Genomic DNA, 22996 nt, shown 5'->3' on the forward strand with positions numbered 1-22996 from the left:
CCCGCTGGTCAGGGGTGCGCTCGGGACGTCGTACTCCGGCATCGGTCACCCCCACACGGTGCGGACTGCCCGAACGCTACAGCGCCACCACCCCGGCCGAACAGACGTTCAGGCGAGGGTGCCCAGGAAGCGCACGTGCGGGCGGCCGTCCGCGCCGTCCCTGGTCACGGCGGCCCGTACGCCGTACACCTCGGCGATGAGCTCCTCCGTCAGGACGTCGCCGGGGGTGCCGCAGGCGTGGACGCGGCCGGTGTGCAGGACGGCGACGTGGTCGCAGTACATCGCCGCGAGGTTCAGGTCGTGCAGGGCGACGACCGTGGTGACGGGGAGGCCGGCCACCAGGTTCAGGAGGTCCAGCTGGTGGTGGATGTCGAGGTGGTTGGTGGGCTCGTCGAGGAGGAGTTCGCGGGGCTCCTGGGCGAGGGTGCGGGCGATCTGCACGCGCTGGCGTTCGCCGCCGGAGAGGGTGTGCCAGGGCTGGTGGGTGCGGTCGGCGAGGCCGGTGCGGGCGAGGGCGGCGCGTACGGCGTCCTCGTCCCGCGCGGTGGCCGGGGTCCAGGCGCGGCGGTGCGGGACGCGGCCGAGGCGTACGACGTCGATGACCGTCAACTCGACCTGGCTGTCGGCTTGTTGCTCGACCACGGCGAGTCTGCGGGCGACCTCGCGGCGGGGCAGGTCCGCCAGGGGGCTGCCGTCGAGGGTGACGACTCCGGCCGTGGGTGCGAGGAGCCCGGCCAGCAGGCGCAACAGGGTTGATTTCCCTGAGCCGTTGGGGCCGAGGAGACCGACGACGGAGCCGGGCTCGGGGGCGAGGGTGACGCCGTCCAGGATGAGATGACCGTCGATCGTGCGACCGACGCGGTCCGCGCGCAGGCTCATCGCGCACCCCGCGTGTGGCCGACCCGGTCGGCGTCGCGCCTCATCGCGCACCCCGCGTCCGGTACAGCACGGCCACGAACGCCGGCACCCCGATCAGCGACGTCACCACGCCCACCGGCACCTCCTGCGGGTCGAGGACGGTACGGGCCAGCGTGTCGACCCAGACCAGGAACACCGCCCCGGCCAGCGCCGACAGCGGCAGCAGCCGCGCGTGGCCGGGACCGGCGAGGGCGCGTACGGCGTGCGGCAGGACGAGGCCCACGAAGCCGATCGCGCCCGCGGAGCTGACCAGCGCTGCCGTGAGCAGGGCGGTGACGCTGAGCAGCACCAGCCGGGTGCGGGCGACGGACACCCCGAGGGCGGCTGCGGCGTCCTGACCGAAGGCGAAGGCGTCGAGGGTACGGGCGTACGACAGGCAGACCACGAGCGCCACGGCGAGGACGGCCCCGCACACCCCCACGTCGGTCCAGCCCGCGCCGCTCAGCGAGCCCAGGAGCCAGAACAGCACGCCCCGGGTGGTCTCGGCGTCGGCGGCGGTCATCACGACGAACGACGTGAGCGCGGAGAAGAGTTGCATCGCGGCGACGCCGGCCAGGACGACCCGGTCGGTGCTGCCGCCGAGGGTGTGGCTGAGCAGCAGCACCAGCGCGAAGGAGACCAGGGCGCCCAGGAAGGCGCCCGCCGGGACGGACACCAGACCGCCGCCGATGCCGAGCACCACGACCGCGACGGCGCCCGTCGACGCTCCCGAGGAGACGCCGAGGACGAACGGGTCGGCGAGCGGGTTGCGCAGCAGCGACTGCATCACCGCGCCGCAGACGGCGAGTCCGGCCCCGCACACGGCGGCGAGGAGGGTGCGGGGCAGCCGCAGCTGCCAGACGATGCCGTCCCGGATCGGCGTCAACTCCGAGGTGCCGACGCCGAGATGGGCGACGACCGTGGACCAGACGTCCTCGACCCGGATGTCGGCCGGGCCGATCGTGATGGCCAGTGCGACGGACACGGCCAGCAGGAGGGCCCCGGCCACCCCCAGGGCGAGGGGCCGCACGGTCACTTGGCGAGCCCGAACTCGCGGAGCGCGGCCGCGACCTTCTCGACTCCCTCGACCGTGCGGATGGTCGGGTTCATGGCCTGCCCGCTGAGCAGGACGTACCGCTTGTGCCGTACCGCGTCCATGTTCCTGGTGACCGGGTCGGACTCCAGGAAGGCGATCTTCTTCGCGGCCGACTCGGCGGTCTGCGACTTGCGGGTCAGGTCGCCGATGACGAGGACGTCCGGGTCGCGGTCGGCGACGCTCTCCCAGTTGATCTGCGGCCACTCCTCATGGGTGTCGTCGAAGACGTTCTTCGCGCCGAGGGCCCGGGTGATGACGCCGGGGGCGCCGCAACAGCCCGCCATGTAGGGCGAGTCGGAGTTGGCGAACCAGTAGAGGAGGGTCACGTCCGAGGCCTCGAGGCCCGAAGTGGCCTTCGTCATCCGCTGCTTGAGGGAGGCGATCAGCTTCTCGCCGCGGTCCTCCACCCCGAACACGGCTGCCAGGTCGCGGACTTCGCCGTAGACGGCGTCGATACCGAGGGCCTGCTTACGCGCCCCGTCCCCGTCACCGGAGTTGTCCTTGCCCGCGCAGTCGGACGGGGAGACGTACGTCGGGACGCCGAGCTTCTCGAACTGCTCCCGGGTGGCCACGCCGCCCTTGCCGAGGGTGGAGACGAAGGAGGCGGCGACGAAGTCGGGCTCGGTCTCCAGGACCCGTTCGTAGGAGGGGGCGTTGTCGGCGAGGCGCGTCACTTTCGCGTTCGCCTTCTCCAGCCCCTTCAGCACGGGGTCGGTCCAGGTGGCCGTGCCCACCATCCGGTCGGCGAGGCCGAGGGAGAGCATGATCTCGGTGGTGCCCTGGTTGAGGGAGACGGCCCGCTTCGGCGGGGAGTCGACGCGGACGGTGTGACCGCAGTTCTTCAGGGTGACGGCGGCCTTCGGGGTGTCGGCGGCGTCGGAGGCGTCGGTCGCGGAGCAGGCGGTCAGCAGCAGGGCGCCCGCGGTCAGCAGGGCAGCGCGTGCGTGGGGCACGGGAGTCGGTTCCTCAGTCGTCGAGGGCTCGAACGCGGAGCCCGGTCGTACGGGTCTCCCCCGCCGTCCACCGACCGCGGGGGCCGCCAGCAGGTCTTCGGACTCGGGATCCTCCGGATCGGGGCGCCTTCCCGGACGCCGTACGACTCGTACGGCCCTCCAGTGGCGAAAGGCCCCGCCCGTCACCCTCACCGCTGCGCGTCAGCTCCGGATTCGCACCGGATTCCCTGACCCACGTACATGGGTTCGACTGGCCTCGGCAAGCTATCACGGCGGGGAATCAGCGGGAGCGGCGCACTGTTGTGCGGAAAGGCCCGGCAACGCAGACCTTCAAGGAGACCCACGGTGTACGGCGACGACGCGACGGTCCGCAAGATCCTCACCGAGAGCGGTGACACCTGGGCGGTGGTCGGCCTGTCCTCCAACCGGCGGCGGGCGGCCTACGGCGTGGCCGAGGTGCTCCAGCGGTACGGCAAGCGGATCGTGCCCGTGCATCCCAAGGCGGAGACCGTGCATGGCGAGCAGGGATACCCCTCGCTGGAGGCGATCCCCTTCGAGGTCGACGTCGTGGACGTGTTCGTCAACAGCGACCTCGCCGGCCCCGTCGCCGACGAGGCGATCGCCAAGGGCGCCAAGGCGGTCTGGTTCCAGCTCGACGTGATCGACGAGGCGGCGTACGACCGGGCGCGGGCCGCCGGGCTGGACATGGTCATGGACCGGTGCCCGGCGATCGAGATCCCGCGCCTGGGCTGAGCGCCCCGGCGTCCTAGCGGCCGCCCTCGCACGCGTTGATGTAGTACAGCTCTATCTCCACCCGGTCCGCCGAACCCCCGGACCAGAACGGGCGCGTGCCGACGTTGCCGCCGCAGAAGGCTTGGGGACGGCGGGACTTGAGGGTGGCGTTGACGTCCTCGGCGAGGTCCGTCGCCGCGCCGAGCATCGCCTGCGGGGCGACGCCGAACGTGATGACCATGCCGATGCGACGGCCGTCGCCGCTCTTGCCCATCTCCTTGTCGAGGGCGGCGATGATCTTCTTCCGGTCGGCCGCGTTCAGGCCTCCGCTGCCGGCGGCGCGGCCGGTCGCGCCCGAGGACAGGGACACCGCGATGGTGTGCCGTTTCGGGTCGAGCCCCGTCGGCCCCTTCGCCGTGCGCGAGGGCGAGGGCGACGCGGAGGACGACGGGGACGCGGACGCCTTCGGGGACTTCTTCGCGCCCGTCTCGCCCGCGCCGTCGGAGGCGACCATGCCGAGCACGACGACGAACAGCACCAGGAACAGGTCCGCGAAGAGCCAGCCCGCGAGATGGCGCGGGGCGATTCCGGCGCCCGGCGGGCGTCGCCTCACCGCTGTTCCCCGCCGTACCAGTCGTCACCGGGCCGGCGCGGCGACAGCGTGCCGGGGTCGGGACTGGGCGGCGCGGGCGGCGCCGGAGCGGCGGTGGTGCCGCCGGGGGAACCAGCACCGGGATGCCCGCCGCCGTTGCCGTTGTACGGGCCGGTGAAGGCGCCGCCGGAGTTCGACATCGGCGTGAGCACGGGCCCGGAGCTGACCGGCCGGTCGTTCTGGAGCAGCGCGAGGATCCGCTCCAGCGCGTCCATGTAGGCGTACATGCGCTCGCTGTTGTCGTTGAGGACGCCCATGGCCTCGCCGACCCTGCGAGTGGTCTCGGTGACCTCGTCGGCGACGGTCGCGTGCACCCGGTTGGCCTCCTGGGAGCTGCCCGCCGCGCGGCGCAGTTCGGCGAGGAGGCGGGTGAGGGACTCCCGGGTCGCCTGTTCGTCGCCGCGCAGGTCGTCGCGCATCTTGGCGAAGTCGCGCAGGAGTTGGTGCGGCACGGTCAGCGAGCGGCCCATCTCGCCCAACTCGCCCGCGGAGCGGGTCCACTGGTCGAGGGCGGTGACGAACCTGCCTTCGGGGCCGGGCGCGAAGATCCGCTCCATGCGGTCGGCGCTGTCGGAGAGGGTGCGGGAGAGTTCGGCGGTGCTGCGGGTGATGTCCCGTGCGATGCCGACGAGTTGGCCGGCCGGTACGACCTGGGCCTCCAGGACGGCGTGCTTGGACAGCTCCATGGTGAGGACGGTCAGCTGTCCGGCGATCCGGGTGCGCAGCCGTTCGCGTGACGCCTCGTGCTGGGCGGCCCATTCGAGGCGTTGCAGCCACATCGTGGCGAGGACCACCCCGCCGATGAGCAGCACCACGAGGAGCACGGCGGTGCCGCCGAAGCCCGACGCCCACAGCCTCAGGAAGTTGGTGCCCTTCGCGGAGTCCTCGAAGTCCCCGAAGGCGAACCACAGGGACAGCCAGGTCAGCACGATCGGCAGGAAGACGGACACGTCCCGCGCGGTCGACACCACGGCGATCAGCCCGCTGTGGCGCGGCTCGTCGTCCGGCACCAGCGCGTCGGGCGGGTAGGCGTGCAGCAGATTGACACCGGACAGGGCCCGGCCGCCGGCCCGGGCGTCGTCGGCGATCCAGGTCAGCACCGAGCGCCCGGTGCTCTCCTCGGGGCACTCGCCGGCCAGCTCGGTCAGCCGGTCGGCGGCCGCCCTGAGCGCCCCAGAGGGTTCGGGCGCCGGGGGCGCGGGCTGATGTGTGGCGGGTTTCCTGCTGGACAAGACCTCTCCCTCAGTTCCGGGGACCGCGGCGGTCGGGGCCGTGGTCTCCGTCGTGCGGCCGGGCGGGCAGATGCTGCCGGAAGTACTGCTGGACGACGACGGCGTGGACGGTGTCCTGTGCCTTGCCGCGCCGGCAGCCGTCGAGCAGCGCCTGCAACAGGGCGGGCGACGGGTTACGCCCCGCCGCCTCCAGGACGTCCAGCACCTCGCGCTGGCCCAGCTGCTCCCCCGTCGTGCACAACAGGAGCAGCCGGTACAGGTGCACTGCCTGCCAGGGGTTCTGGGGCGCCATCCGGTCCACGGCCTCGGCGTGGAACTGGGTGCGGCGCAGTACGTCGAAGGGGTGGTGGCGTTCCTTGCCGGGGCGGCGCCGGGCGCAGCTCTCCAGCAGGGTGCGGGCCTGCGCCGGGGCGATCCGGCTGATCCGGTCGACCTCGCTCATCAGGAAGGCCATGGAGAAGCGGGTCACGAGCACCCGCATCATGTCGTCCAGCACGGCCTGCGAGGCGCCGATCTGCAGGGCGATCCGCAGCAGGGGCAGGACGTCGAAGTCGGCCTGCCGGCGCGCGGCGCTCTCCAGCCGTTCCTCCAGCACCCGGTACACCACCCGCCCGCCGGGCGGCGCCAGGGACAGCTCGCGCAGCAGGTCCCGGCCGCCGCCGTCGAAGGCGCGGTGCAGCGCCCAGGTGTGGATCTCCTCCCGCAGATGCCGGTAGGGCTGGAGTTCGAGCGAGTCCGGGCGCCACAGGGCCAGCAGGCGGGCCAGCTGTCCCTCGGTGGCCCGGTCGAGTTCCAGCTGTATCCGGGGGATCGCGGCGGCGCTGCGCAGGTAGGCGTCCTCGCGGTCCGACAGGTCGCCGTGCGGGGCCGCCTCCAGCAGGCTCATCACATCGCTCATCAGCCCGGGGGCGACCTGGTGTCCGGCCGCCCACTCGCGGATCTTCGAGGGGTTGGCCATGGGCTGGTCCGGCAGCAGCCGGGTGAGCGCGCCGGTGCCGCGGCGCCGCTGGAAGGCGACGAGGCGTGCGGCCTGGTCGCGCAGGGGGCCGGGCGGGCCGGGGTCGGCCTTGGCGTCGACGCGGCGCCGGGTGGAGTGGCGGGTTCCGGTGCCGTCGCCCCGTACGAACACGAACTGCGGCAGGTCCTTCGCCGCGTCGTTCTCCTCCCGGGTGGCGAAGCCCCAGCTGCCCAGCACGACCCGGCCCAGCAGCCCGGCCAGCGCGTGCACGACGACCTCGCCGTCCACCGGCGAACCCACCACCGTGAGCGGTGCCCCGGGCTGCTCCATGAGCGCCTCGGCGAGGCGCACGAGCAGGTCGTCGGGCACGTCCTCGGCCGCCGTGTCGAGGGCGCCGAGGAGTCGCTGCTCCTCGACCAGCAACTGCCGTACGAGGTCCAGCGGGACCCGCTCCAGGCGCTCGGCGCCGCTGCCCCGGGCCGCCTGGCCGTCGAGGAGGGCGCTCTGCCGGACGGGCGGCGGCAGCCAGTCGTCCCAGTCGCTGCGGCAGGCGGCGAGCGCGAGGTGCAGGTCGATGCCGCCGGCCGGGCCGGTCAGAACGTGGGTGAGGGTGGAACCGGCGCGGCCGTTGGGGTCGCGGACCGGGAGTTTGCGCAGGACGGCGGCCTCGTTCTCGTGGCGGAAGTAGACGAAGCCGGGGGTGGTGTCGCCGGGGTGTTCCTGGCTGGCCCACACCAGGTGTTCGATACGGCTGTTCCAGCGCAGCAGCGCCTCGCGGTCGAGGGAGGTGGCGACCGGGCCGACGTCACCGCGGCCGGTGAGGGAGCGCTCGGACCACTGGTAGACGGTGATGTCGGCGCGCAGGCCGCCGCGCGCGGGCAGGCTCATGTGCCGGGCCCCCGTCCCAGCAGCAGGGCGTCGGCGGCCGGTCCCGTCATGACGCCCTTCATGGCGAGCAGCGCCAACAGCGGTCGCAGTACCCGGTGTTGGCGGAAGAGGGCCTCGTCGAAGCGGCGGGCCGCGGCCTGGTCGGTCTGGGCTCGGGGGCCGGTCCCGGTGGCGGAGGCGAGATGCAGGGTGGAGCCCTGGCACTCGCCGGCGAGTTGCAGCCAATCGCCGCCGCCGCGGGCGCCGAGGAAGGCGTAGACGTCCTCGCTCTCCCGCTCGACGGTGCTCAAGTCGGCTTCGGCGTCCGGCTTTTCGTGCAGCCAGCCGTCGATCTCGCGGTAGCCGCGGAAGCGCAGCAGGTCGCTCTTGGTGACGACGAGGGCGCACGGGACCGGCAGGAACGGCAGGGCCGGGTTGGCCTGTTGCTGGCGCAGCCGCTGGCGGACGTGCTCGAACGCCGGGTCGCGTCCGGTCGTACCGCCCTGGGACGTCAGGCCGTACACCCGCGTCGGGTCGACGACGCAGAGCAGGGCGCTGAGCCGGTTGAGGAAGTCGGACTCGCGGCCGGGGCGTTCCAGGCGGCCGCCGGCCACGTCGAAGAAGACGACGCTGTGCGAGCGGCCGGAGTGCTCGTCGGTGACGACGAGGCCGGTGGAGTAGCGCAGTTCGGGGCGGTCGGCGGTGGCGACGAGTTCCTGGCGGCCGTCGATGAAGGGGGCGACGACCTCGTTGAGGTAGAGGTGGTAACGCTGCGGGTCCAGGGCCTCGACACGCAGGCCGTAGCGGGCCATGACGGTGGACTTGCGGGCCTGGTCGATCATCGCGGCCAGCAGGTGGGACTTGCCGGTGCTGGACGCGCCGACCAGCCCGATGCGGACCGGTTCGGTGCCGAACAGGGGGTAGCGGTACGGCAGTTCGTGCTGGGGCACGTCGTCGTTGCCGGGGCAGACCACGTAGGTGCGGGCGAGCTGGGCGTCCCGCTCGGCGTCGGAGTGGGTGGGCAGGTCTGCCTCGGGGAGCATGCCGCCGGAGGCGTCGAGGACGACCCGCTCGGCGGTGTCCCAGTTCAGCGCCCGCAGACACATGGGGCACTCGACGGGGCCGAGGGCGGGCAGCGGCCGGTCGGTGACGATCCGCAGCCGGCGACCCATCCGGCGCCACCAGCCGGGCGGTTGGACCGCGGGCGGGGCGTAGCCGTTGGCGCGCAGGCTGCCGGCGCCGGTGCGCTGGCGGGCGCGCAGGGCGCGGAACTCCTCGCGGGCGAGGGTCTCGCGGCGCTTGGCCTGTTCCGCGAGGGGCCGCTCGAACAGGCCGTTCGGCGCGGCGCCGTCGACGAGGCGGCGGACCAGTTCGCGGGCGGGCGGGGAGACGGCGGAACCCAACGGGAAGGCGGCGCGCAGGAGTTCCTGGAGCCATTCCTCGTGACCCTGGTCGAGGACGGCGTGGAGGTGTTCGCGGGAGGAGCCGCGCGGCAGGGTCTCGCCGGTGGCCATCCAGAACGCCACGAGGGCGGCGCTGAGCACGTCCTGGTCGGCCGAGGCCGGCAGCCCGGGGCGGAAGCCGGGCGCGTCCCACTCGGTCGCCGGGCGGTCGGGCAGCGGCTCGGTGGCGTACACGGCTCCGTCCAGACCGGCGAGTTGGAGCCCCTCCGCCTCGTCCCACCACAGGTGCTCGGGGCTGATCCGGCCGTGCACCAGGCGGGGTTCGTGCAGCCCGGCGACGGCCTCGAACAGGTCCTGCACGACACCGCGCAGCCGCGGCCCGTGCAGCACGTCGGGGGTCTCGAAGCCGGACAGGGGGACGCCCCGGCAGTCCAGCAGCAGCCGGTGCGGGCGCTCGGAGTCGTCGTAGGCGAGGACGTGGGCGAGCTGACGCGGCAGATGCGGGCCGTGGAAGTCGGCGAGGCTGCCGAAGAGTTCGAAGTGGCGGCGCATCCGCCGCTCGGCCTCCGGCCCGACCGCCTCCTGCACCATGACCGGGTGCCGGCCGGGCAGCCTGCGGTAGCGGCGTACCCGGAAGGGCGGCAGCTCCAGGCGGGCCTGCTCCCCCATGTCCTCCTCGAGGCTGAAGACCGCCTCTTCCCCGTCCCCCGAACCGGGCCGTCGGCCCCGGAACTCCACCACCCCCGCGTCTCCTCCCCGTAGCCCTCCCGAACACCAACTATCACAGAACGTTGCCCAGCCGACGGGTGCTTCAGGCAGAGCATCAAAATGAGTGCACCTGGCGTTCACCAGTTCCTGACGACTGATCAACTCCGGTTGGCGAAAGCCCAGTCGGGGGTATGACCGGGGCCGGTACAGTCGGAGCACCTGAGGCTGGGGGGAGCGGCACATGGCGGCACTGACGGCGGGGCAGTTGCAGCGGGACGGGGTGCTGCGGGTGCTCGCGGAGCTGTACGCCGACCCGCTGAGCGCCGAGCTGCTGCTGCGCGGGCTGGGTGCCGATCTGACCCGGTTGCCGCCCTTCGGGGGTTCCCAGGCACCGCTCGGTCACTGGTTCCGGATCTGTCTGACGATCGAGCACGGGGCGTTCGGCTTCACGTTGGAGGACCTCCTCCGGGCGGCGCACCGGGACTTCCCGACCAACGACGTGCTGGGCCGGTTCGCGAAGCCGCAGACGCCGGACGGATCGCCGGACGGCCGGCTGACCGTGCTGTGCCTGCTCGCGGGCCCCCGGGAGGCGTCCCAGCTCCAGCTGCGGCACGAGTACCGCACCATCGAGGAGGCCGCCCGGCGCGGCCGTCGCCGCGTCCTCGACATCCGGCTGTCGGCCGCGACCCGGCGCCGCGACCTGATCCCGGCGCTCACCGAGCACAAGCCGGACGTCCTCCACTACGGCGGGCACGGCTCCGCCGACGGCGCTCTGCTGCTGGAGGGGGACGACGGCTCGGTCGCGCCGGTGCGCGCGGAGGCGCTCGGCGCGGTCCTGGAGGCGGTGGGCGGGGTCCCGGTCGCCGTCCTCAACGCCTGCCATCTGGGCCGGTACCTGGACGTCGTCAGACCCTACGTAGGCGAGGTCATCGGCTCCCCCGCGAAGCTGGACGACGACGACGCGCTCACGTTCTGCCAGGACTACTACGCGGCCCTCGCCCTCGGCGAGTCCTGGGAGGGCGCCTTCAAACAGGCCCGAGCAGGCGTGAGCCTCGGCCGCCCCGGACGACCGGACCTGCGACGCGAGGTGGGGTTCCGGGAGGGCGGGGCGGTATGACGGGGCGGGGCGCGGAAGGCGGGGTTTCGGGAGGGCGACGCGGCGTGGCGGGGCAGCGCGCGGAACTTGGGGGGCCGGTCGGGCGACGCGGTGTAACGGGACAGCACGCGCGAGGACATCACCGTACGACCGGGCCGTTCGCCCGGACGGGCGGCGACGCAGGAGCGAGCAACGGTCCCCGAGCGGGCGGCCCCTCCAGAAGGGCGGCCGCGCATGAGTGAGCAGCGGTCCCCGACCCGGCGGTCCCTCCGGAAGGGCGGCGCCGTATGAGTGAGCAGCGGCCCCGTACCGTGAGTGTCCATGTGCCCGCCGGGGTGAACGTCGCCGAGCGGCGGCGGCGTAGTCAGGAGCGGGAGCGGGCGGAGGCCGGGGTGCGGGACGCGGCCGAGGGTGGGCCGAGTCCGGCGGCGTACGACTTCCTGCTCGGGCAGGCCGGCGGGCGCCGCGAGGCGGTCGACGTGCCGCAGCCGGACGGCGAGCCCGGCGAGGAGGTCACCGTCGTCACCTCCCAGTTGCTGCGCAAGCTCGGCTCGGCCGGGACCACCTGCCCGGTCTGCCACCACTCCTTCCGGCTGGGCGAGCAGATCTCCATCGAGCGCGCCGACGCGGGCCCCGGTGTCGTCCTCAAGCACCGCAGCCGCCGCCTGGACTGCCTCAACCCCGAGGCGGGCGAGCAGTCCTCCGCGTCGGCCGAGCTGTTCCACCAGGGCCTCGACGAGGCCAATCCCCCGCCGCCGGAGCTGAACACCGTCCGGCTGCGTCGTGGACATCCCCTGCTCCGACTCCACCCGGGCCCGGGCGACGGGGCGCCGACCCGGCACCGCTGCTGGGTGTGCGGGCACACCTTCCGGCCGGACGAGATGGTCATCCACTGCACCTGCGCACCCGACGCACCGAACTGCGCGAGCGCCGTCCACCGCGACCCCGACCACGGGCTGGTCTGCTACGACGACTGGAAGGCCCAGCATCCCGGAGTGCCGTGCCTCATGCTCAACTCCCCGCGGGACACCCGGTGACCGGCGACCGGTTCGCGCGGCACGCGCTGATCCCCGGCTGGGACCAGAAGCGGCTGGCCGACGCCACGGTCGTCCTCGCGGGCGCCGGGGCACTCGGCAACACCGTCGCCCAGACGCTGGCGTTGGCGGGCCTCGGCCGGCTGGTGGTGTGCGATCCGGACACGGTCGCGGTGAGCAACCTCAGCCGCTGCCCGCTGTTCCGCGCGGCGGACGTGGGCCGGCCGAAGGCGCAGGTGCTGGCCGGGGCGCTGGCGGACCTCGCGCCCGGCACGATCGTGGACGCCCGTGAGGCGCCGCATGTCTCCGGGACGGGGCTCGCCGAACTGCGGGACGCCGACCTGGTGGTGAGCGCACTGGACAGCCGGGCCGCCCGGATCTCCCTGGCCGGGCGGTGCACGCTCGCCGGGACCGGCATGCTCGACGGCGGCACGCACGCGTGGGGCGGCGAGGTCTCCTGGTACCCGCCCGGCGGACGCTGCCGGGCCTGCGGTCTCGGCCCGGCGGAGCGCGCGGTGCAGGACGACCCGTGGTCGTGCGCCGCGCCCGATCCGGCCGCCGAGGTGGGTGCCTCGGCTCCGGTGTCGGCGCTGGTCGGCGCGTGGCTCGCCGACTTCGCCGTACGACTGCTGCTGGGACTGTCCGTGCCGGACGCGCCGTTGCGCGTCGACGCCGCCGGGTTCGCCGTACCGCTGTCCGGCGCCCCGTCGCCCGAGCTGCCCGACCCGGACTGCCCGCTGCACGAACGGCTCCCCGCGGCCGTCCCGGTGCTGCCGCTGGACCACGAGGCCACGGTGGCCGACCTGTTGGACCACGTCGACGTGCACGAAGAGCCGCTCGCCTGGGCAGGATTCAGCAGGCCGGTGCGGCGGCGGGCGGCGGTGCGCGCCGTCACCACCCGGCTGCGGTCCGCGCCCGCCTCGGCGCGGCTGAGCGCACTGGGGGTGGCGCCGCGTGAAGTACTGCCCGTGGCCCGACGGGACGGGTCGGGGCTGCGGTACGTCGAGTTGGCCGCCCTCCAGGAGGAACGGCAGGGCATACCGGGCGACTTGACCGAGGCACGGCGCGCGACGACGGAGGGTGTCCTGTGAGGGACGAGCTGTACAACGAGCTGGAGCGGGTGATCAACCCGCGCGAGGGCGAGATCATCCTGCGGACCATCGGCTTCCCGGAGAGCCGGCTGCCGTCCGTGGACGCGACCGCCCGGGTCTACTGGTCCGAGGCGCGTCGGCTGATCGACGCGGGCGTACTCGTGGACGGCGAGGCCCAGTTGGCGCGCGCCGTGCACAACGAGTACCCGGGCAACGCGCTCTTCCGCGCCTCCGTCGAAGCGCTGGAACCGGTCACCGAGCCCCCGCAGCCGCCGCGCGCCGAGCAGCACCGCGTCCCGCCGCCCGCCGGTCCGACGCCCACCGCCGCTCCGCAGGCCGAACCGGAGCCGGACACCTACCCGACGCTGGTCTTCGTGTGCAGCACGCACCACGCGTCGTTCATCGAGGAGGTGCGCCGCCTCGACGCCCGCGCCGAGCTGTTCTTCGTCAGCCAGGGCGAGGAGGCCCAGGTCGGGCAGATCGCGATGTCGCTGACCCGCGAACTGACCTTGGGTCAGATCGAGGGTGTGCGCGGCGAGTTGATCGCGGCGGGCGCCCCGGCGGACCTGGAGATCCTCCAGGAGGTCTACGACCACCGGCCCTATCTGCTGGAGGCGCTCCGGGTCAACGGCCCCGACCAGCAGCCCTACGACCTGGCGGGCGTGCCGTCGATCACTCCGGTGCGGGACATCGCCGCCGCCGTGCTGGCGCACTACGAGGGCCGGATGGGGCGCCGCCCGCGCACCGTCGTCGACCATCAGCAGCCGGACGGCAGCTTCCGCCGTCTCGACCCCGCGCAGTCCCTGCACGAGGCGGGGGTGCGGGAGGGCGACACGCTCAACGTGTATCCCGAAGCGACCGCCGGGCACGCCGAGTTGCGGATGCAGGCGATCATCCGGGTCCGTGAGGAGATGCACCGCTACGCGGACCAGCACGAGGACTTCGAGATCGTCGACACCGACGACCCCGAGTTCCCCACCGACTACGAGATCCGCTTCAAGGGGCCGGGGCTGCGGCTCCCGGAACAGCAGAGCGAGAGCGCGCTGCCGCGTCCGGAGACGCAGGACAAGCACAACCTGCTGATCCTGCTGGGCCCGGACTTCCCGCTGGTCGCCCCGGCCGTCTTCTGGCTGAGCCCGATCTTCCACCCGAACATCAAGGGACCCGACCCGCAGTACCCCGAGGCCGAAGGGGCGGTGTGCCTGGGCGTGCTGGCGCACTCCTGGCGCCCCGCCCTCGACTTCGGCCAACTGTGCCAGATGCTCGTGGACATGGCTGGGTATCGTAATTACGAGATCTCGGACAGTTTCAACCCAATCGCGGCATTGTGGGCCACGACGGAGGACGGTGCGGCCATGATCGAGGCCATCGGGGGCAAGCCGCCGGTGCCTGCCCCGCCGCCGGACGACGGCGCGCTCCGCGTCGGCGCGCTGCGGATACGGCGGACGGACGGGGCGGCCGATGGCACTTGACATCGAGCTCTTCCAGGGCGAGTCACGCCAACTGGTGCGCACCGAACCGCTGATCGCGCTGCTGAAGCCGGCCTTCGCGGCGGAGACGGCCCCCTTCAAGGGCCGGCCCCGCTTCGTGCTGATGCTGCGCAACGACCCCGGACCCGACACCTACGAGCCCGAGAGCTCCGAGACCCCTGGGGCCGACACGTACGAGGGAGATCTCCACCTCACCAATCTCCGCGCCGACTTCGGGTACATCCATGTCGCGATCCATATGGAGGGACGCGTGGTCTACCAGAAGCCCTACTCCGTCAACTCGCTCGTCGGCCCGGTGCTCGCCCGGCTGGCCCGGGAGATCTCCCCCGAGGAGCGCCAGTGGGCGTTCCGGATCGCCGGGCTGCCCTCGCCCGAGGACGGGGAGTCGGCGCAGCGGCTGCCCCCGGTGGTGGACGGCACGGACGACATCGACGTCTCCCGCTCCACCCGGCTGCCGTTCGGCATCCGCCCGGCGGCCGAGCCCGAGATCCCGCTGCTCGACCTGGCCGAGTACGGGGTGACGCTCAGCGACACCGGGGCGCCGGTGACCGTGCTGCTCGGCACCGGGGTGCAGCGCAGCATGATGGAGATGGAGCTGTCGACCGAGATCGAGGAGGGCGGCTTCCTGGTCGGCCGGGCCTTCCGGCGGGCCGACGACCCCGCGCTGCACGCGGTGATCGTCGACGAGGTGCTGCCCGCCGAGCACTCGGGGGCCTCGCTGATGCACTTCACGTTCACCGGGGACTCGTTCCGCGCGATGAGCCGGACGCTCGGCGACCGCCAGCTCGTCGGCTGGTACCACACCCATCTGTTCCAGACCGAGCGCACCATCGGCCTGTCCCGCACCGACATCGACCTGCACCGCGACACCTTCCGACGCCCCTGGCAGGTGGCCGCCCTGATCAACCTGACCTCGCGCCGACGGGTACTGACCTGCTACGCCTCCTCCGACGACTGGATGGCACCCTGTCCGATCCGGAACCTCGATGACGACCCTGACAGCCACCGCAGTACGCATCCTTCACTGGGCCATCACTGAACCGGCGCCCGACGGCACCCTGGTGCCGCCTCCGACCACCTCGGCGCGGCCGCCCGAGACCGACGACGACCCGGTCGTCCTCCTCGAACGGCTGGCCCGGGTCACCGCGGCCCGGCTGCACCTGTCCGACCCGCCCCTCGGCGACCGCGGGCCGACGGGCCTGGAGCCGCTGATGGTCGCGGCCGCCCTGGCGCTACGGGACGATCCGCCGACGGCCCTGCTGGTGGCCGAGGGCGTGGGCGGCTCGGGCACCGTACGTGATCTGATGGCCCGTCACGGTCTCGTGGGGCGCGCCCTGTCGGCGACCCCGGTCAACGCCGAGCTGCGCACGGAACTGCTGCGCGCCTCGCCGCTGACGGCTCTCTTCGACCACCCTCCGCCGGGCACGGAGGAGCGCTGCGGGCAGCTCCTCGACCGGTTCCTCGACCACACCGAGGGCAGACGCGCGGCGGTGGCGGGCCTCGCCGCACCGCCGTCCTCGCCCGCCACCGCCCGTCACCGCGCGGCGCTGCTGCGCCGGTTCCGCTTCACCCCGGGGGAGAGAACAGTCGTGTACGAGGTGTACGAGACGGCGCTGCTGCACCACGGCGGCCACTACCGCCGACTCACCGACGACGTACGGAAGTTGGCGCGCGACAGCGCGGCCCGGCTGCTCGCGGACGACGCCCGCGGCCAGTGGGCGCGGGCCACGCTCGACTGGTGGCAGCCCCTGGCCGTGCTGGCCCGGCGCCATCCCGACGAGCTGCGCCGCCGCCCGCTGCTGAGCGGCTACCGCATCGGCACGGAACTGCACCGCATCTACGGCCGGGTAAGGGAGTTCGAGGCGCTGCGCGAGGTGCTGGACCGATGACCAGAGCGCTGCGCCTGGCCACCGCGGACCACGGCGACCGGATGGACCTGCTCGGCACCGCGGGCGACCGTCCGCTGCGGGAGGTGCTGGCCTCCTGCGAGGTATGGCTGCTCGACCCGCTGGACGAGGAGTTGCTGGACCGGCCCTGGTCGGACTTCGCCGCCGACATCCGGCTGCGGTCCGAACTCGCCCCGGGCACCTCGCTGTTCGCGCCCCCGGGAATCACGGCCGCCCCGGCGCCGACCTCGCTGACCAAGCCCCCCGCTCCCGGCGTCGAAGCGGCGCAGGAGCCCGAGCAGGCCGACCACCCGGACCGCATCACCGACGCCCAGGCCGTCCGCCTCGCCTACTACCCGCACATCGAACGCGTGGCGTCCCTGCTGCGCAGCCGGCTGCCGGTGCTCGTCATCAGCGAGAAGCTGATCGTGACCCATCTGTGGGAGGAGATGGTCACGTTGGCCGAGTGCCGCGGCATCCGGCTCGACGACGACTCGCAGGAGGACGAGAGCGGCCGCGGCTCCGGTGACCCGGTCGGGGACATGAACGGCGCGTCGATGAACACCCGCCAGCGCCGCCTGGCCCGACTACGCGCCCAGCTGGAGGAGTTGAAGGAGGGCGACGTCATCGTCCTCACCCACCTCGACCTGCTGGCCGGCAGCGCCGACATCGGCCGGCACGCCGAGGCGCGCGAACTGGTCGAGCTGCTCTACGCCTTCCCCGACCAGCTGGTCCTCGCCTTCGCCGACCCGACCCTGCCGTTGCCGGACGTGCTGGCCGAGCGGTTCAGCGCCCGCGTCACCCTCAGCGGTCTGCCACCGAAGGTGAAGACACCGGAGACCGAGGAGACACTCCTGGGGGCCGCCCTCGTGACCCGGGAGGAGGCGGAGACCTTCGAGGGGTTCCAGCCGCGCGAGTTCTACAAGCACGTCGCCGGCATGAACCCCGTACGACTGCGCCAGGCCATGCGGTACGCGCACGAGAAGCACCGGACGCAGCCGAAGCGGGCCACCCAACAGGATCTGCGGGAGACGCTGTTGACGTTCAAGGCGCAGCAGTCCTCGCACTTCGAGGTCCCCAACGTCACGCTGAACGACATCGGCGGCTACGACGAGGTCAAGGACGAGATCCGGCAGACGCTCGCCATCATCAGCGGTGCGCAGAGCCTGCCCGACGACATGGAGGAGGTGCGCTCCGAACTCGTCCCGCGCGGCATCATCTTCTACGGCCCGCCCGGCACCGGTAAGACGCTCTTCGCGAAGGCCATCGCCAACGGCATGAACGCCACCATCCAGGTGGTGTCCGGGCCCGAGGTCACCGACATGTACGTCGGTGAGAGCGAGCGCAAGGTGCGGGAGATCTTCGCCTCCGCGCGGCGCAGCGCGCCCTCCGTCATCGTCTTCGACGAGATCGACGCGATCACCATGGAGCGCAGCAACCGCCCCGACGGCGGCAGCCGGGCCGGCAACAGCGTGGTCGCGCAGATCCTCACCGAGATGGACGGCTTCCGGCCCGAGGTGCCGATGCTGGTGATCGGCACGACGAACCGCATCGACATCATCGACAAGGCGCTGCTGCGGCCGAGCCGGTTCCGCTCCATCGCCATCTCGCTGCCCGACGTCACCGCCCGCCGCGCCATCCTGCGTCACCACGCGGGCCGCTACCACATCTCCCTGGACGACGAGGTGCTGGAGCTGATCGCCGAGGCGACCGCGGGCCGCAACGGCGACGAGCTGCGCTCGCTGATGCGGGACGCGTTCGTCGGCCGCCACATGCACGGCATCGAACCGGACGCCCGCCGGCTGGGCTGGCTGGTGGGACGGCTCCAGCAGGGCCGCCTGGAAATGATCTCGGAGCGCCGATGAGCACCGCGACGGCCACCTGGAGTGGCGACGACCTCAATGCCGTACGACGTCTCAAGGCGCTCGGCCGCAGCATCGACCAGCACTTCGTGGGGCGGCGGCTCGCCCTGGACCTGCTGGAGGTCGCGGTGCTGGCGCACGAGCACGTGCTGCTGCTCGGGCCGCCCGGCACCGGCAAGACGGACCTCGTCAGCCGGTTCGCGTCGGGGCTCGGCAGCCGTCCCTTCGTACGGCTGCTGACCCGGTTCACGGAACCGGCGGAGCTGTTCGGGCCGGTGGACGTGCCCGCCTTCCAGAACGGCGACCAGTACCGGTTCCGCACCGACGGCATGCTGCCGAAGGCTCATGTCGCGTTCCTCGACGAGATCTTCCAGAGCGGCAGCCCGATCCTCAACACGCTGCTGACGGTGATGAACGAGCGCGTGTTCCACAACGGCCACGACGTCGAGGCCGTCCCGCTCATCACGCTCGTCGGCGCGGCCAACTCCCTTCCGCAGGACCCCTCGTTGCTCGCCTTCGCCGACCGGTTCCTGCTGCGGCTGACGATCCCGCCGGTGGCCGCGAACCGGCTGGACGAGCTCCTGGAGAAAGGCTCCGCGCCCGGCCGCGGCACGTCCGCCGGTGACGAGCACGCGTGGATCGACCCGGCCACCCTGGACCGCCTCGGCCGGCAGCTGGCGCACGCCGATCTGAGCGAGGTCACCCCCGAGTACGCCGAGCTCGTCCGTGAACTCCTCGGCCAGGGCGTGACGTTGTCCGACCGCAGGATCATCCGGGGCCTGCGGCTCGTCGCCGCGGCGGCGCTGCGCGAGGAGCGGGTCCGGGCCGAGGCCCCCGACCTGTGGCCGCTGGAACACTTCTGGTCCGACCCGGCGCACGCGCCGGTGGTACAGGAGGCGGTACGCCGTCGCACCGGCGGCCCCGCCGAGGACCCCGACGAGCCCGCCCGGACCGTACAACGCCTGGTCTCCGAGGCGCGCGTCCTCGGCCGCCAGGTCGGCGCCGGGTCGCCGCCCGCGTCCGTGGAACGCGTCCTGCGTCAACTCAATGCCCTGAGGCTGGAGTTGAGGCGTGCGGTTCCGGGCAACAGAGAGGGCGAGAGGGAGCTCGCGAGTATCATCGACAACACTCTGGCCTTGCTGGACCAGGGCTGACGCACACCTCCGGGCGCCCGCGCCCGGCCGCGGAATCAGGGGGACACCAACTCTATGTGCAATCCGCGCAGGGTCCGTGTCGAAGCCACCAGGGAAGTCGTCGAGGCGTGGGAACTGGCCCTGGAGCGGCGTGCCAGCGCCAGCGACTCCGTGGTCAGCGAGCTGGAGGTGCGCCACCCCTTCGGCGGCACGCTGGGGCAGGCCACCCGGCAGGTCTTCGAGGCCACGCTCACCACGGCCGAGGGCTGGCGCGCCGAAGGAGGCGGCCATGTCCTGGAGTTGACGGACGGCCGGGTCCGCTACGACCCGGCCACCGGTGAACTCGTCGTCACCGCCCGTCTGGAGGACCAGGTCACCGTGGAGGGCCACGCCGCCGAGACGCTGCGCGGCACAGTCCGCGAACAGGCGACCGGCAGCGGTGAAGGGCGGTACTACGCCGACGGGTTCGCCGGACGCACCCGTGAGGTGGCCGAGCGCGAGGCGCAGGCGGTCGCCGAGGCCGACGCCGTGCGCCGGGCGCGTGAGCTGGCGGGGCGGCTGCGGGTGCAGGCGAGCCGCGAGTCGACCACCGCGGCCGCCGCGGCGGAGGCCCGGCTCCAGCGGGCCGCCGACGACGACGCGCGGGCCCGGCTGGCGGAGGAGCGCGAGCGGGTCCGGGCCGATCTGGAGGCCCGCAACCGGGAGCGCATCACCCGGCTCGGCCAGGACGGGCTGCGGGCCGTCAACGGGGTGCTGGCCACGGCCTACCAGCGGGCGCTGCTCGACTTCGCCCGGCAGCACGGCGCCACCGGCATCCGGCAGGAGGAGTCCGACGGCGGCATCGACATCGAGTTCGAGCTCGACATCGACGTCGACGGGATGGCGAACTGAACTCCGGACCCGCTCGGAGGCTTCGGCGGCGAGGGGAGTCCGGCTGGAGATCGGTTCCGGCGGCGAGGGGCGTCCCGCTGGAGATCGGTTCCGGCGGCGAGGGGCGTCCCGCTGGAGATCGGCTTCGGCGGCGTGGGGAACTGATCCCGGAGGGAGAACTGATCGATGCGGGTGCGGGTGCGGTTCCGGTTCAACACGGACACCGGAGAGGTCGAGCTGTTCCAGGTGGACGACATCGGTACCGGCTCCGGTCCCGACCACGACGCCGAACACGACCGGATCAGCGCCGAGTTGGGGCAGGTCCTGGCGCGCAGACCGGACGTCGAGGAGATCTCGCCGTTCGACGAGCCGCCGCTGTGGCGGCACGACCCGACACCGCAGACCCCGGCGCACGACCGGGACGAGGAGACCGAGGGTCCCGAGCCGGGTGAGCGGGAGACCACATGAGCCGGCGCACCCGGCTGCTGCTCAAGGCCGCGCGCTGCTACGCCGAGGCCCAGGCGCACACCGAGGCCGCCCGCTGCTACGACCTCCTCGGCTGGCAGTGGTCGGCGGCCGACGCCTACCAACGCGCCGGCGACCTGGAGCACGCCGCGCGCACCTACCGGCAGGCCGGCCACCCGGAGCAGGCGGCCCGCTGCTACCGGCTCCTCGGCCGCCCCGAACTCGCCGCCCGCTGCTGGCAGGAGCGCGGCCGCAGACTGGAAGCCGCCTGGGAGCTCCTCCTGGCCGGTGACATCGCCCCCGCCCGCAGGCTCCTCGCCGCCGCGGACACCGTCGGCAAGGGCCCGCAGCAGCTCCGCCTCGAACTCGCCCGCGCCCTCGCCGACCGTCTCGGCGGCGGCCCGCCGGGCCCCCTCCTCGACCTCTTCCCGCGCGTGGAGGCCCGTCTGCCCGCCCTGGCCTCGCGCACCGAGCGGCGTCTGATGCTGGACTGGGGCGTCGAGGCCGCGGACCGCGTCGAACGGTTCGACTGGGGGGCACGGCTGTTCCGTGCGGCCTACGACGGCCAGGGCGGCGGCGACGTGCTGAACCGCTGGCGGGAGTGGGCCGGCGAGCGGCTCGGCTCCGCCGCCTGGCTGCCGTCCGGGCCGCCCGTGGAGGCGGGCGTCGCGGCGGAGGCCGGCCGGGCGGAAGGTCCCTGATTCCATGGAACGCAGCGAAAGCCCTCTGCGCCGGCTGCTGAACCGCATCACGCCGGAGAACGCGCCCTCCTCCGGCACTCCGCCGACGCCGATCGTGGCCCGCCCCGCCCCGCGCGGAGCCCCGCCACCGGCCCCACCGACCCCGCAGCCGCCTCCGGCCCGCCCCCAGCCCCGGCCGCCGCACCAGTCCAACGGTGCCCACGACCACGGCGTCCCCTTCAGCGTGCGCCCGGCACGTCCGCCGGAGGAGGAGCCGCCGATCCCGGTGCCGCCGGTGTCGTACACCTCCTCCCCCGTCGTCGACTGGCGGGTCGCCGCCCGTTTCCCCGCCCCGCACCGGATTCTGGGCGCGATCGAGGCGCTGCACCGGGCCGGGGCGGCGGAGTGGAGCTGTCACGTCGAGCCGGGCGGCGGGGCCGTCTGGCTGCTCAGCGTCATCGGCCCGGCCGTCGGCACCGACCTCCTGACACTGCACGGCGGGGAGCCCCGGCCGGTGCTCGGGCACGGCGCACTCGCCGAACGCAGCGGCGGGCCGCACCAGTTGGCAGAGGTGCTGTCCTGGCCCCGGCTCGACACGGTGGACCTGGTCTCCCGCCTCCCCCTCTCCCCACCGGACCGCACCACCCACCCCACGCTGCACGTCCTCGCGGCACCCCAACTCCTGTCCTCCGTGGCCCGCCAGGCTCTGACCTTCGGTGTGGAGGTGTCGACGCTCGCGGTGCGGGCCCGCCCGTTGGACAGCCCGGAGACACCTCAACGCGAGGCGACAGTCCTGTTGTTGACATCGCCCGACGAGATCCCGCACGCGCTGCTCGTGGCCCTCTCCGCGCTTCCCCGCACCTCGGTGTGCCGCCCGGTGGCCGCCTGCGAACGCCTGCTGCTGGACGTACGACTGCGCCCTCCCGTCGACGACGCGCTGCTGTACTCCCCGGTACCGCAAGGAGAGTTGTGGTTGATCGGGGACGTCGAGGAGTGGCCACCGCTAAGGCTGGAGCCGCTCGGCACGCCCTCACCGATACCGGCCGAACTGATCGGCGTGGCCCCCGAACCACCCTCCGCCTCCTACGTGTTGCCGGAGGGGGCACCCTCGGCGGAGATACGGCTGATGGCCGACGTGCACGCGCCCACCGCGGTCGACGCGGTCCTGCTGCACGACGACGAACTCCCGTTGCTACGGCGGTATCTGCCGGGCCGCCCCCTGGGCGAGGCGGGCTTCCTGCTGCCCGGCCCCGGCCATCATCTGCTCCTGGAACCGGCCGGGTTGGCCCGCGACCTGCCCTTCGGGGTGCCCTTGTGCCGGATCGGTCCCGGCAGCCTGTTCCTGGAGTCCGGGCACACGCTCACGCCCCCGCTGCCGCCCGCGGCCCGCGCCCGCCTGTTCGGCCTCGACGGCACGTCGGCGGTCGTCTGCTGGCACGGCGGCCGGCACCGCTTCCCGCTCGCCCCGATGGTGCCCCTGTGGGCCCTGTGGGCCCCACCGGACCCGGTCGCGGTCTCGACGGGCCTGTCCAAGGCGGGCCGCGAACTCCTCGACGCCCTGGACGCGCTGGCCGGCGCGACGGGCACGCCCCAGGGGCCGGCCCCGACACCTCACCAGGACCCCGGCGAAGCGCTCGAACGGGCCACGCGACTAAGGGCGTTGGGCGACCACGAGGCCGCCGCCGAGGCGTACCGTTCAGCGGGCGACCCACTGGAGGCGGCCCGCCTGTTCGAACAGGCGGCGCTGGAGGGGACGGAGGACCGGTGACGGCAGCACGTTTCGGCGCCGAGCGCCTCACAGTGGTGACGGCAGCGCTCTTCGGCGCCGAGCGCCTCTCAGGAAGCCGTACTGGAGCAGGAGCGGTAGGCCCCCATGCCGAGCGGCCCGCAG

The 22996-nt window shown here is 73.3% G+C and carries 20 protein-coding genes and 1 riboswitch; of the genes, 13 read left to right on the top strand and 7 right to left on the bottom strand.

Going from position 1 to position 22996, the window contains the following annotated elements:
• Positions 1 to 108: 108 nt before the first annotated feature.
• Genes IQ210_RS07610 through IQ210_RS07620 form a run of 3 tightly spaced genes read right to left on the bottom strand, consistent with a single transcriptional unit; the run spans position 109 to position 2946 of the window.
• Positions 109 to 879 carry an ABC transporter ATP-binding protein gene (locus tag IQ210_RS07610; RefSeq protein WP_194078060.1) on the bottom strand — a complete coding sequence of 257 codons (771 nt, stop codon included), beginning with the start codon at positions 877 to 879 and terminating at the stop codon, positions 109 to 111.
• Positions 880 to 919: 40 nt separating this feature from the next.
• Positions 920 to 1933 (bottom strand): FecCD family ABC transporter permease, encoded by a 1014-nt coding sequence (locus tag IQ210_RS07615; protein WP_194078061.1) that lies wholly within the window; start codon positions 1931 to 1933, stop codon positions 920 to 922.
• A complete protein-coding gene (locus IQ210_RS07620) occupies positions 1930 to 2946 on the bottom strand; it encodes an ABC transporter substrate-binding protein (protein WP_194078062.1) in 1017 nt (338 codons plus the stop codon). The genes IQ210_RS07615 and IQ210_RS07620 overlap by 4 nt, the downstream gene beginning before the upstream one ends.
• A gap of 71 nt (positions 2947 to 3017) precedes the next feature.
• Positions 3018 to 3216: riboswitch (cobalamin riboswitch) on the bottom strand.
• Positions 3217 to 3291: 75 nt separating this feature from the next.
• Between IQ210_RS07620 and IQ210_RS07625 the strand changes: the two genes are divergently transcribed.
• Positions 3292 to 3699 carry a CoA-binding protein gene (locus IQ210_RS07625; RefSeq protein ID WP_194078063.1) on the top strand — a complete coding sequence of 136 codons (408 nt, stop codon included), beginning with the start codon at positions 3292 to 3294 and terminating at the stop codon, positions 3697 to 3699.
• A gap of 13 nt (positions 3700 to 3712) precedes the next feature.
• On the opposite strand, the gene IQ210_RS07630 is transcribed toward IQ210_RS07625, so the two are convergent.
• Genes IQ210_RS07630 through IQ210_RS07645 form a run of 4 tightly spaced genes read right to left on the bottom strand, consistent with a single transcriptional unit; the run spans position 3713 to position 9531 of the window.
• The gene (locus IQ210_RS07630) at positions 3713 to 4291 is read right to left on the bottom strand and encodes a hypothetical protein (RefSeq protein ID WP_194078064.1); all 579 of its coding nucleotides are present in this window, start codon (positions 4289 to 4291) and stop codon (positions 3713 to 3715) included.
• The gene (locus tag IQ210_RS07635) at positions 4288 to 5562 is read right to left on the bottom strand and encodes a hypothetical protein (protein WP_194078065.1); all 1275 of its coding nucleotides are present in this window, start codon (positions 5560 to 5562) and stop codon (positions 4288 to 4290) included. The genes IQ210_RS07630 and IQ210_RS07635 overlap by 4 nt, the downstream gene beginning before the upstream one ends.
• Before the next feature lie 10 nt (positions 5563 to 5572).
• On the bottom strand, positions 5573 to 7408 hold the full coding sequence (locus tag IQ210_RS07640; RefSeq protein WP_194078066.1) for a hypothetical protein: 1836 nt from the start codon (positions 7406 to 7408) through the stop codon (positions 5573 to 5575).
• Positions 7405 to 9531 carry a serine/threonine-protein kinase gene (locus tag IQ210_RS07645; protein ID WP_194078067.1) on the bottom strand — a complete coding sequence of 709 codons (2127 nt, stop codon included), beginning with the start codon at positions 9529 to 9531 and terminating at the stop codon, positions 7405 to 7407. Before IQ210_RS07645 ends, IQ210_RS07640 begins: the two co-directional genes overlap by 4 nt.
• 208 nt (positions 9532 to 9739) lie before the next feature.
• Between IQ210_RS07645 and IQ210_RS07650 the strand changes: the two genes are divergently transcribed.
• The 12 genes from IQ210_RS07650 to IQ210_RS07705 all read left to right on the top strand — a co-directional run bounded on the left by IQ210_RS07650 (position 9740) and on the right by IQ210_RS07705 (position 22873).
• Positions 9740 to 10615 (top strand): effector-associated domain EAD1-containing protein, encoded by an 876-nt coding sequence (locus IQ210_RS07650; RefSeq protein ID WP_194078068.1) that lies wholly within the window; start codon positions 9740 to 9742, stop codon positions 10613 to 10615.
• 266 nt (positions 10616 to 10881) lie between these two features.
• On the top strand, positions 10882 to 11631 hold the full coding sequence (locus IQ210_RS07655) for a hypothetical protein (protein ID WP_194078069.1): 750 nt from the start codon (positions 10882 to 10884) through the stop codon (positions 11629 to 11631).
• Positions 11628 to 12719, top strand: a complete 1092-nt coding sequence (locus IQ210_RS07660) for a HesA/MoeB/ThiF family protein (RefSeq protein WP_194078070.1) — start codon at positions 11628 to 11630, stop codon at positions 12717 to 12719. Before IQ210_RS07655 ends, IQ210_RS07660 begins: the two co-directional genes overlap by 4 nt.
• Positions 12716 to 14191, top strand: coding sequence for a ubiquitin-conjugating enzyme E2 (locus IQ210_RS07665; protein ID WP_194078071.1), 1476 nt, complete (start codon positions 12716 to 12718; stop codon positions 14189 to 14191). Before IQ210_RS07660 ends, IQ210_RS07665 begins: the two co-directional genes overlap by 4 nt.
• Complete coding sequence (locus IQ210_RS07670; RefSeq protein WP_194078072.1) at positions 14181 to 15248, top strand: JAB N-terminal domain-containing protein; 1068 nt, start codon at positions 14181 to 14183, stop codon at positions 15246 to 15248. Before IQ210_RS07665 ends, IQ210_RS07670 begins: the two co-directional genes overlap by 11 nt.
• A complete protein-coding gene (locus IQ210_RS07675; RefSeq protein ID WP_194078073.1) occupies positions 15196 to 16098 on the top strand; it encodes a hypothetical protein in 903 nt (300 codons plus the stop codon). The genes IQ210_RS07670 and IQ210_RS07675 overlap by 53 nt, the downstream gene beginning before the upstream one ends.
• A complete protein-coding gene (locus tag IQ210_RS07680) occupies positions 16095 to 17960 on the top strand; it encodes an ATP-binding protein (protein ID WP_194078074.1) in 1866 nt (621 codons plus the stop codon). Before IQ210_RS07675 ends, IQ210_RS07680 begins: the two co-directional genes overlap by 4 nt.
• Positions 17957 to 19111, top strand: coding sequence for an AAA family ATPase (locus tag IQ210_RS07685; RefSeq protein ID WP_194078075.1), 1155 nt, complete (start codon positions 17957 to 17959; stop codon positions 19109 to 19111). The genes IQ210_RS07680 and IQ210_RS07685 overlap by 4 nt, the downstream gene beginning before the upstream one ends.
• A 54-nt stretch (positions 19112 to 19165) precedes the next feature.
• Positions 19166 to 19981, top strand: coding sequence for a hypothetical protein (locus tag IQ210_RS07690; protein ID WP_194078076.1), 816 nt, complete (start codon positions 19166 to 19168; stop codon positions 19979 to 19981).
• Between the two features lie 165 nt (positions 19982 to 20146).
• Positions 20147 to 20428, top strand: coding sequence for a hypothetical protein (locus tag IQ210_RS07695; RefSeq protein ID WP_194078077.1), 282 nt, complete (start codon positions 20147 to 20149; stop codon positions 20426 to 20428).
• Positions 20425 to 21126, top strand: coding sequence for a soluble NSF attachment family protein (locus IQ210_RS07700; RefSeq protein WP_194078078.1), 702 nt, complete (start codon positions 20425 to 20427; stop codon positions 21124 to 21126). The genes IQ210_RS07695 and IQ210_RS07700 overlap by 4 nt, the downstream gene beginning before the upstream one ends.
• A 4-nt stretch (positions 21127 to 21130) precedes the next feature.
• The gene (locus tag IQ210_RS07705; protein WP_194078079.1) at positions 21131 to 22873 is read left to right on the top strand and encodes a hypothetical protein; all 1743 of its coding nucleotides are present in this window, start codon (positions 21131 to 21133) and stop codon (positions 22871 to 22873) included.
• Positions 22874 to 22996 lie beyond the last annotated feature (123 nt).

This window comes from Streptomyces justiciae (assembly GCF_015163075.1).
In the GTDB taxonomy this organism is placed as follows: Bacteria; Actinomycetota; Actinomycetes; order Streptomycetales; family Streptomycetaceae; genus Streptomyces; species Streptomyces justiciae.

What these genes read in the sequence shown, in the direction of transcription:
- IQ210_RS07610 (WP_194078060.1), bottom strand. Translation starts at nt 879, where the DNA reads ATGAGCCTGCGCGCGGACCGCGTCGGTCGCACGATCGACGGTCATCTC.
- IQ210_RS07640 (WP_194078066.1), bottom strand. Translation starts at nt 7,408, where the DNA reads ATGAGCCTGCCCGCGCGCGGCGGCCTGCGCGCCGACATCACCGTCTAC.
- IQ210_RS07650 (WP_194078068.1), top strand. Translation starts at nt 9,740, where the DNA reads ATGGCGGCACTGACGGCGGGGCAGTTGCAGCGGGACGGGGTGCTGCGG.
- IQ210_RS07655 (WP_194078069.1), top strand. Translation starts at nt 10,882, where the DNA reads ATGAGTGAGCAGCGGCCCCGTACCGTGAGTGTCCATGTGCCCGCCGGG.
- IQ210_RS07670 (WP_194078072.1), top strand. Translation starts at nt 14,181, where the DNA reads ATGGCACTTGACATCGAGCTCTTCCAGGGCGAGTCACGCCAACTGGTG.
- IQ210_RS07675 (WP_194078073.1), top strand. Translation starts at nt 15,196, where the DNA reads ATGACGACCCTGACAGCCACCGCAGTACGCATCCTTCACTGGGCCATC.
- IQ210_RS07680 (WP_194078074.1), top strand. Translation starts at nt 16,095, where the DNA reads ATGACCAGAGCGCTGCGCCTGGCCACCGCGGACCACGGCGACCGGATG.
- IQ210_RS07685 (WP_194078075.1), top strand. Translation starts at nt 17,957, where the DNA reads ATGAGCACCGCGACGGCCACCTGGAGTGGCGACGACCTCAATGCCGTA.
- IQ210_RS07690 (WP_194078076.1), top strand. Translation starts at nt 19,166, where the DNA reads ATGTGCAATCCGCGCAGGGTCCGTGTCGAAGCCACCAGGGAAGTCGTC.
- IQ210_RS07695 (WP_194078077.1), top strand. Translation starts at nt 20,147, where the DNA reads ATGCGGGTGCGGGTGCGGTTCCGGTTCAACACGGACACCGGAGAGGTC.
- IQ210_RS07700 (WP_194078078.1), top strand. Translation starts at nt 20,425, where the DNA reads ATGAGCCGGCGCACCCGGCTGCTGCTCAAGGCCGCGCGCTGCTACGCC.
- IQ210_RS07705 (WP_194078079.1), top strand. Translation starts at nt 21,131, where the DNA reads ATGGAACGCAGCGAAAGCCCTCTGCGCCGGCTGCTGAACCGCATCACG.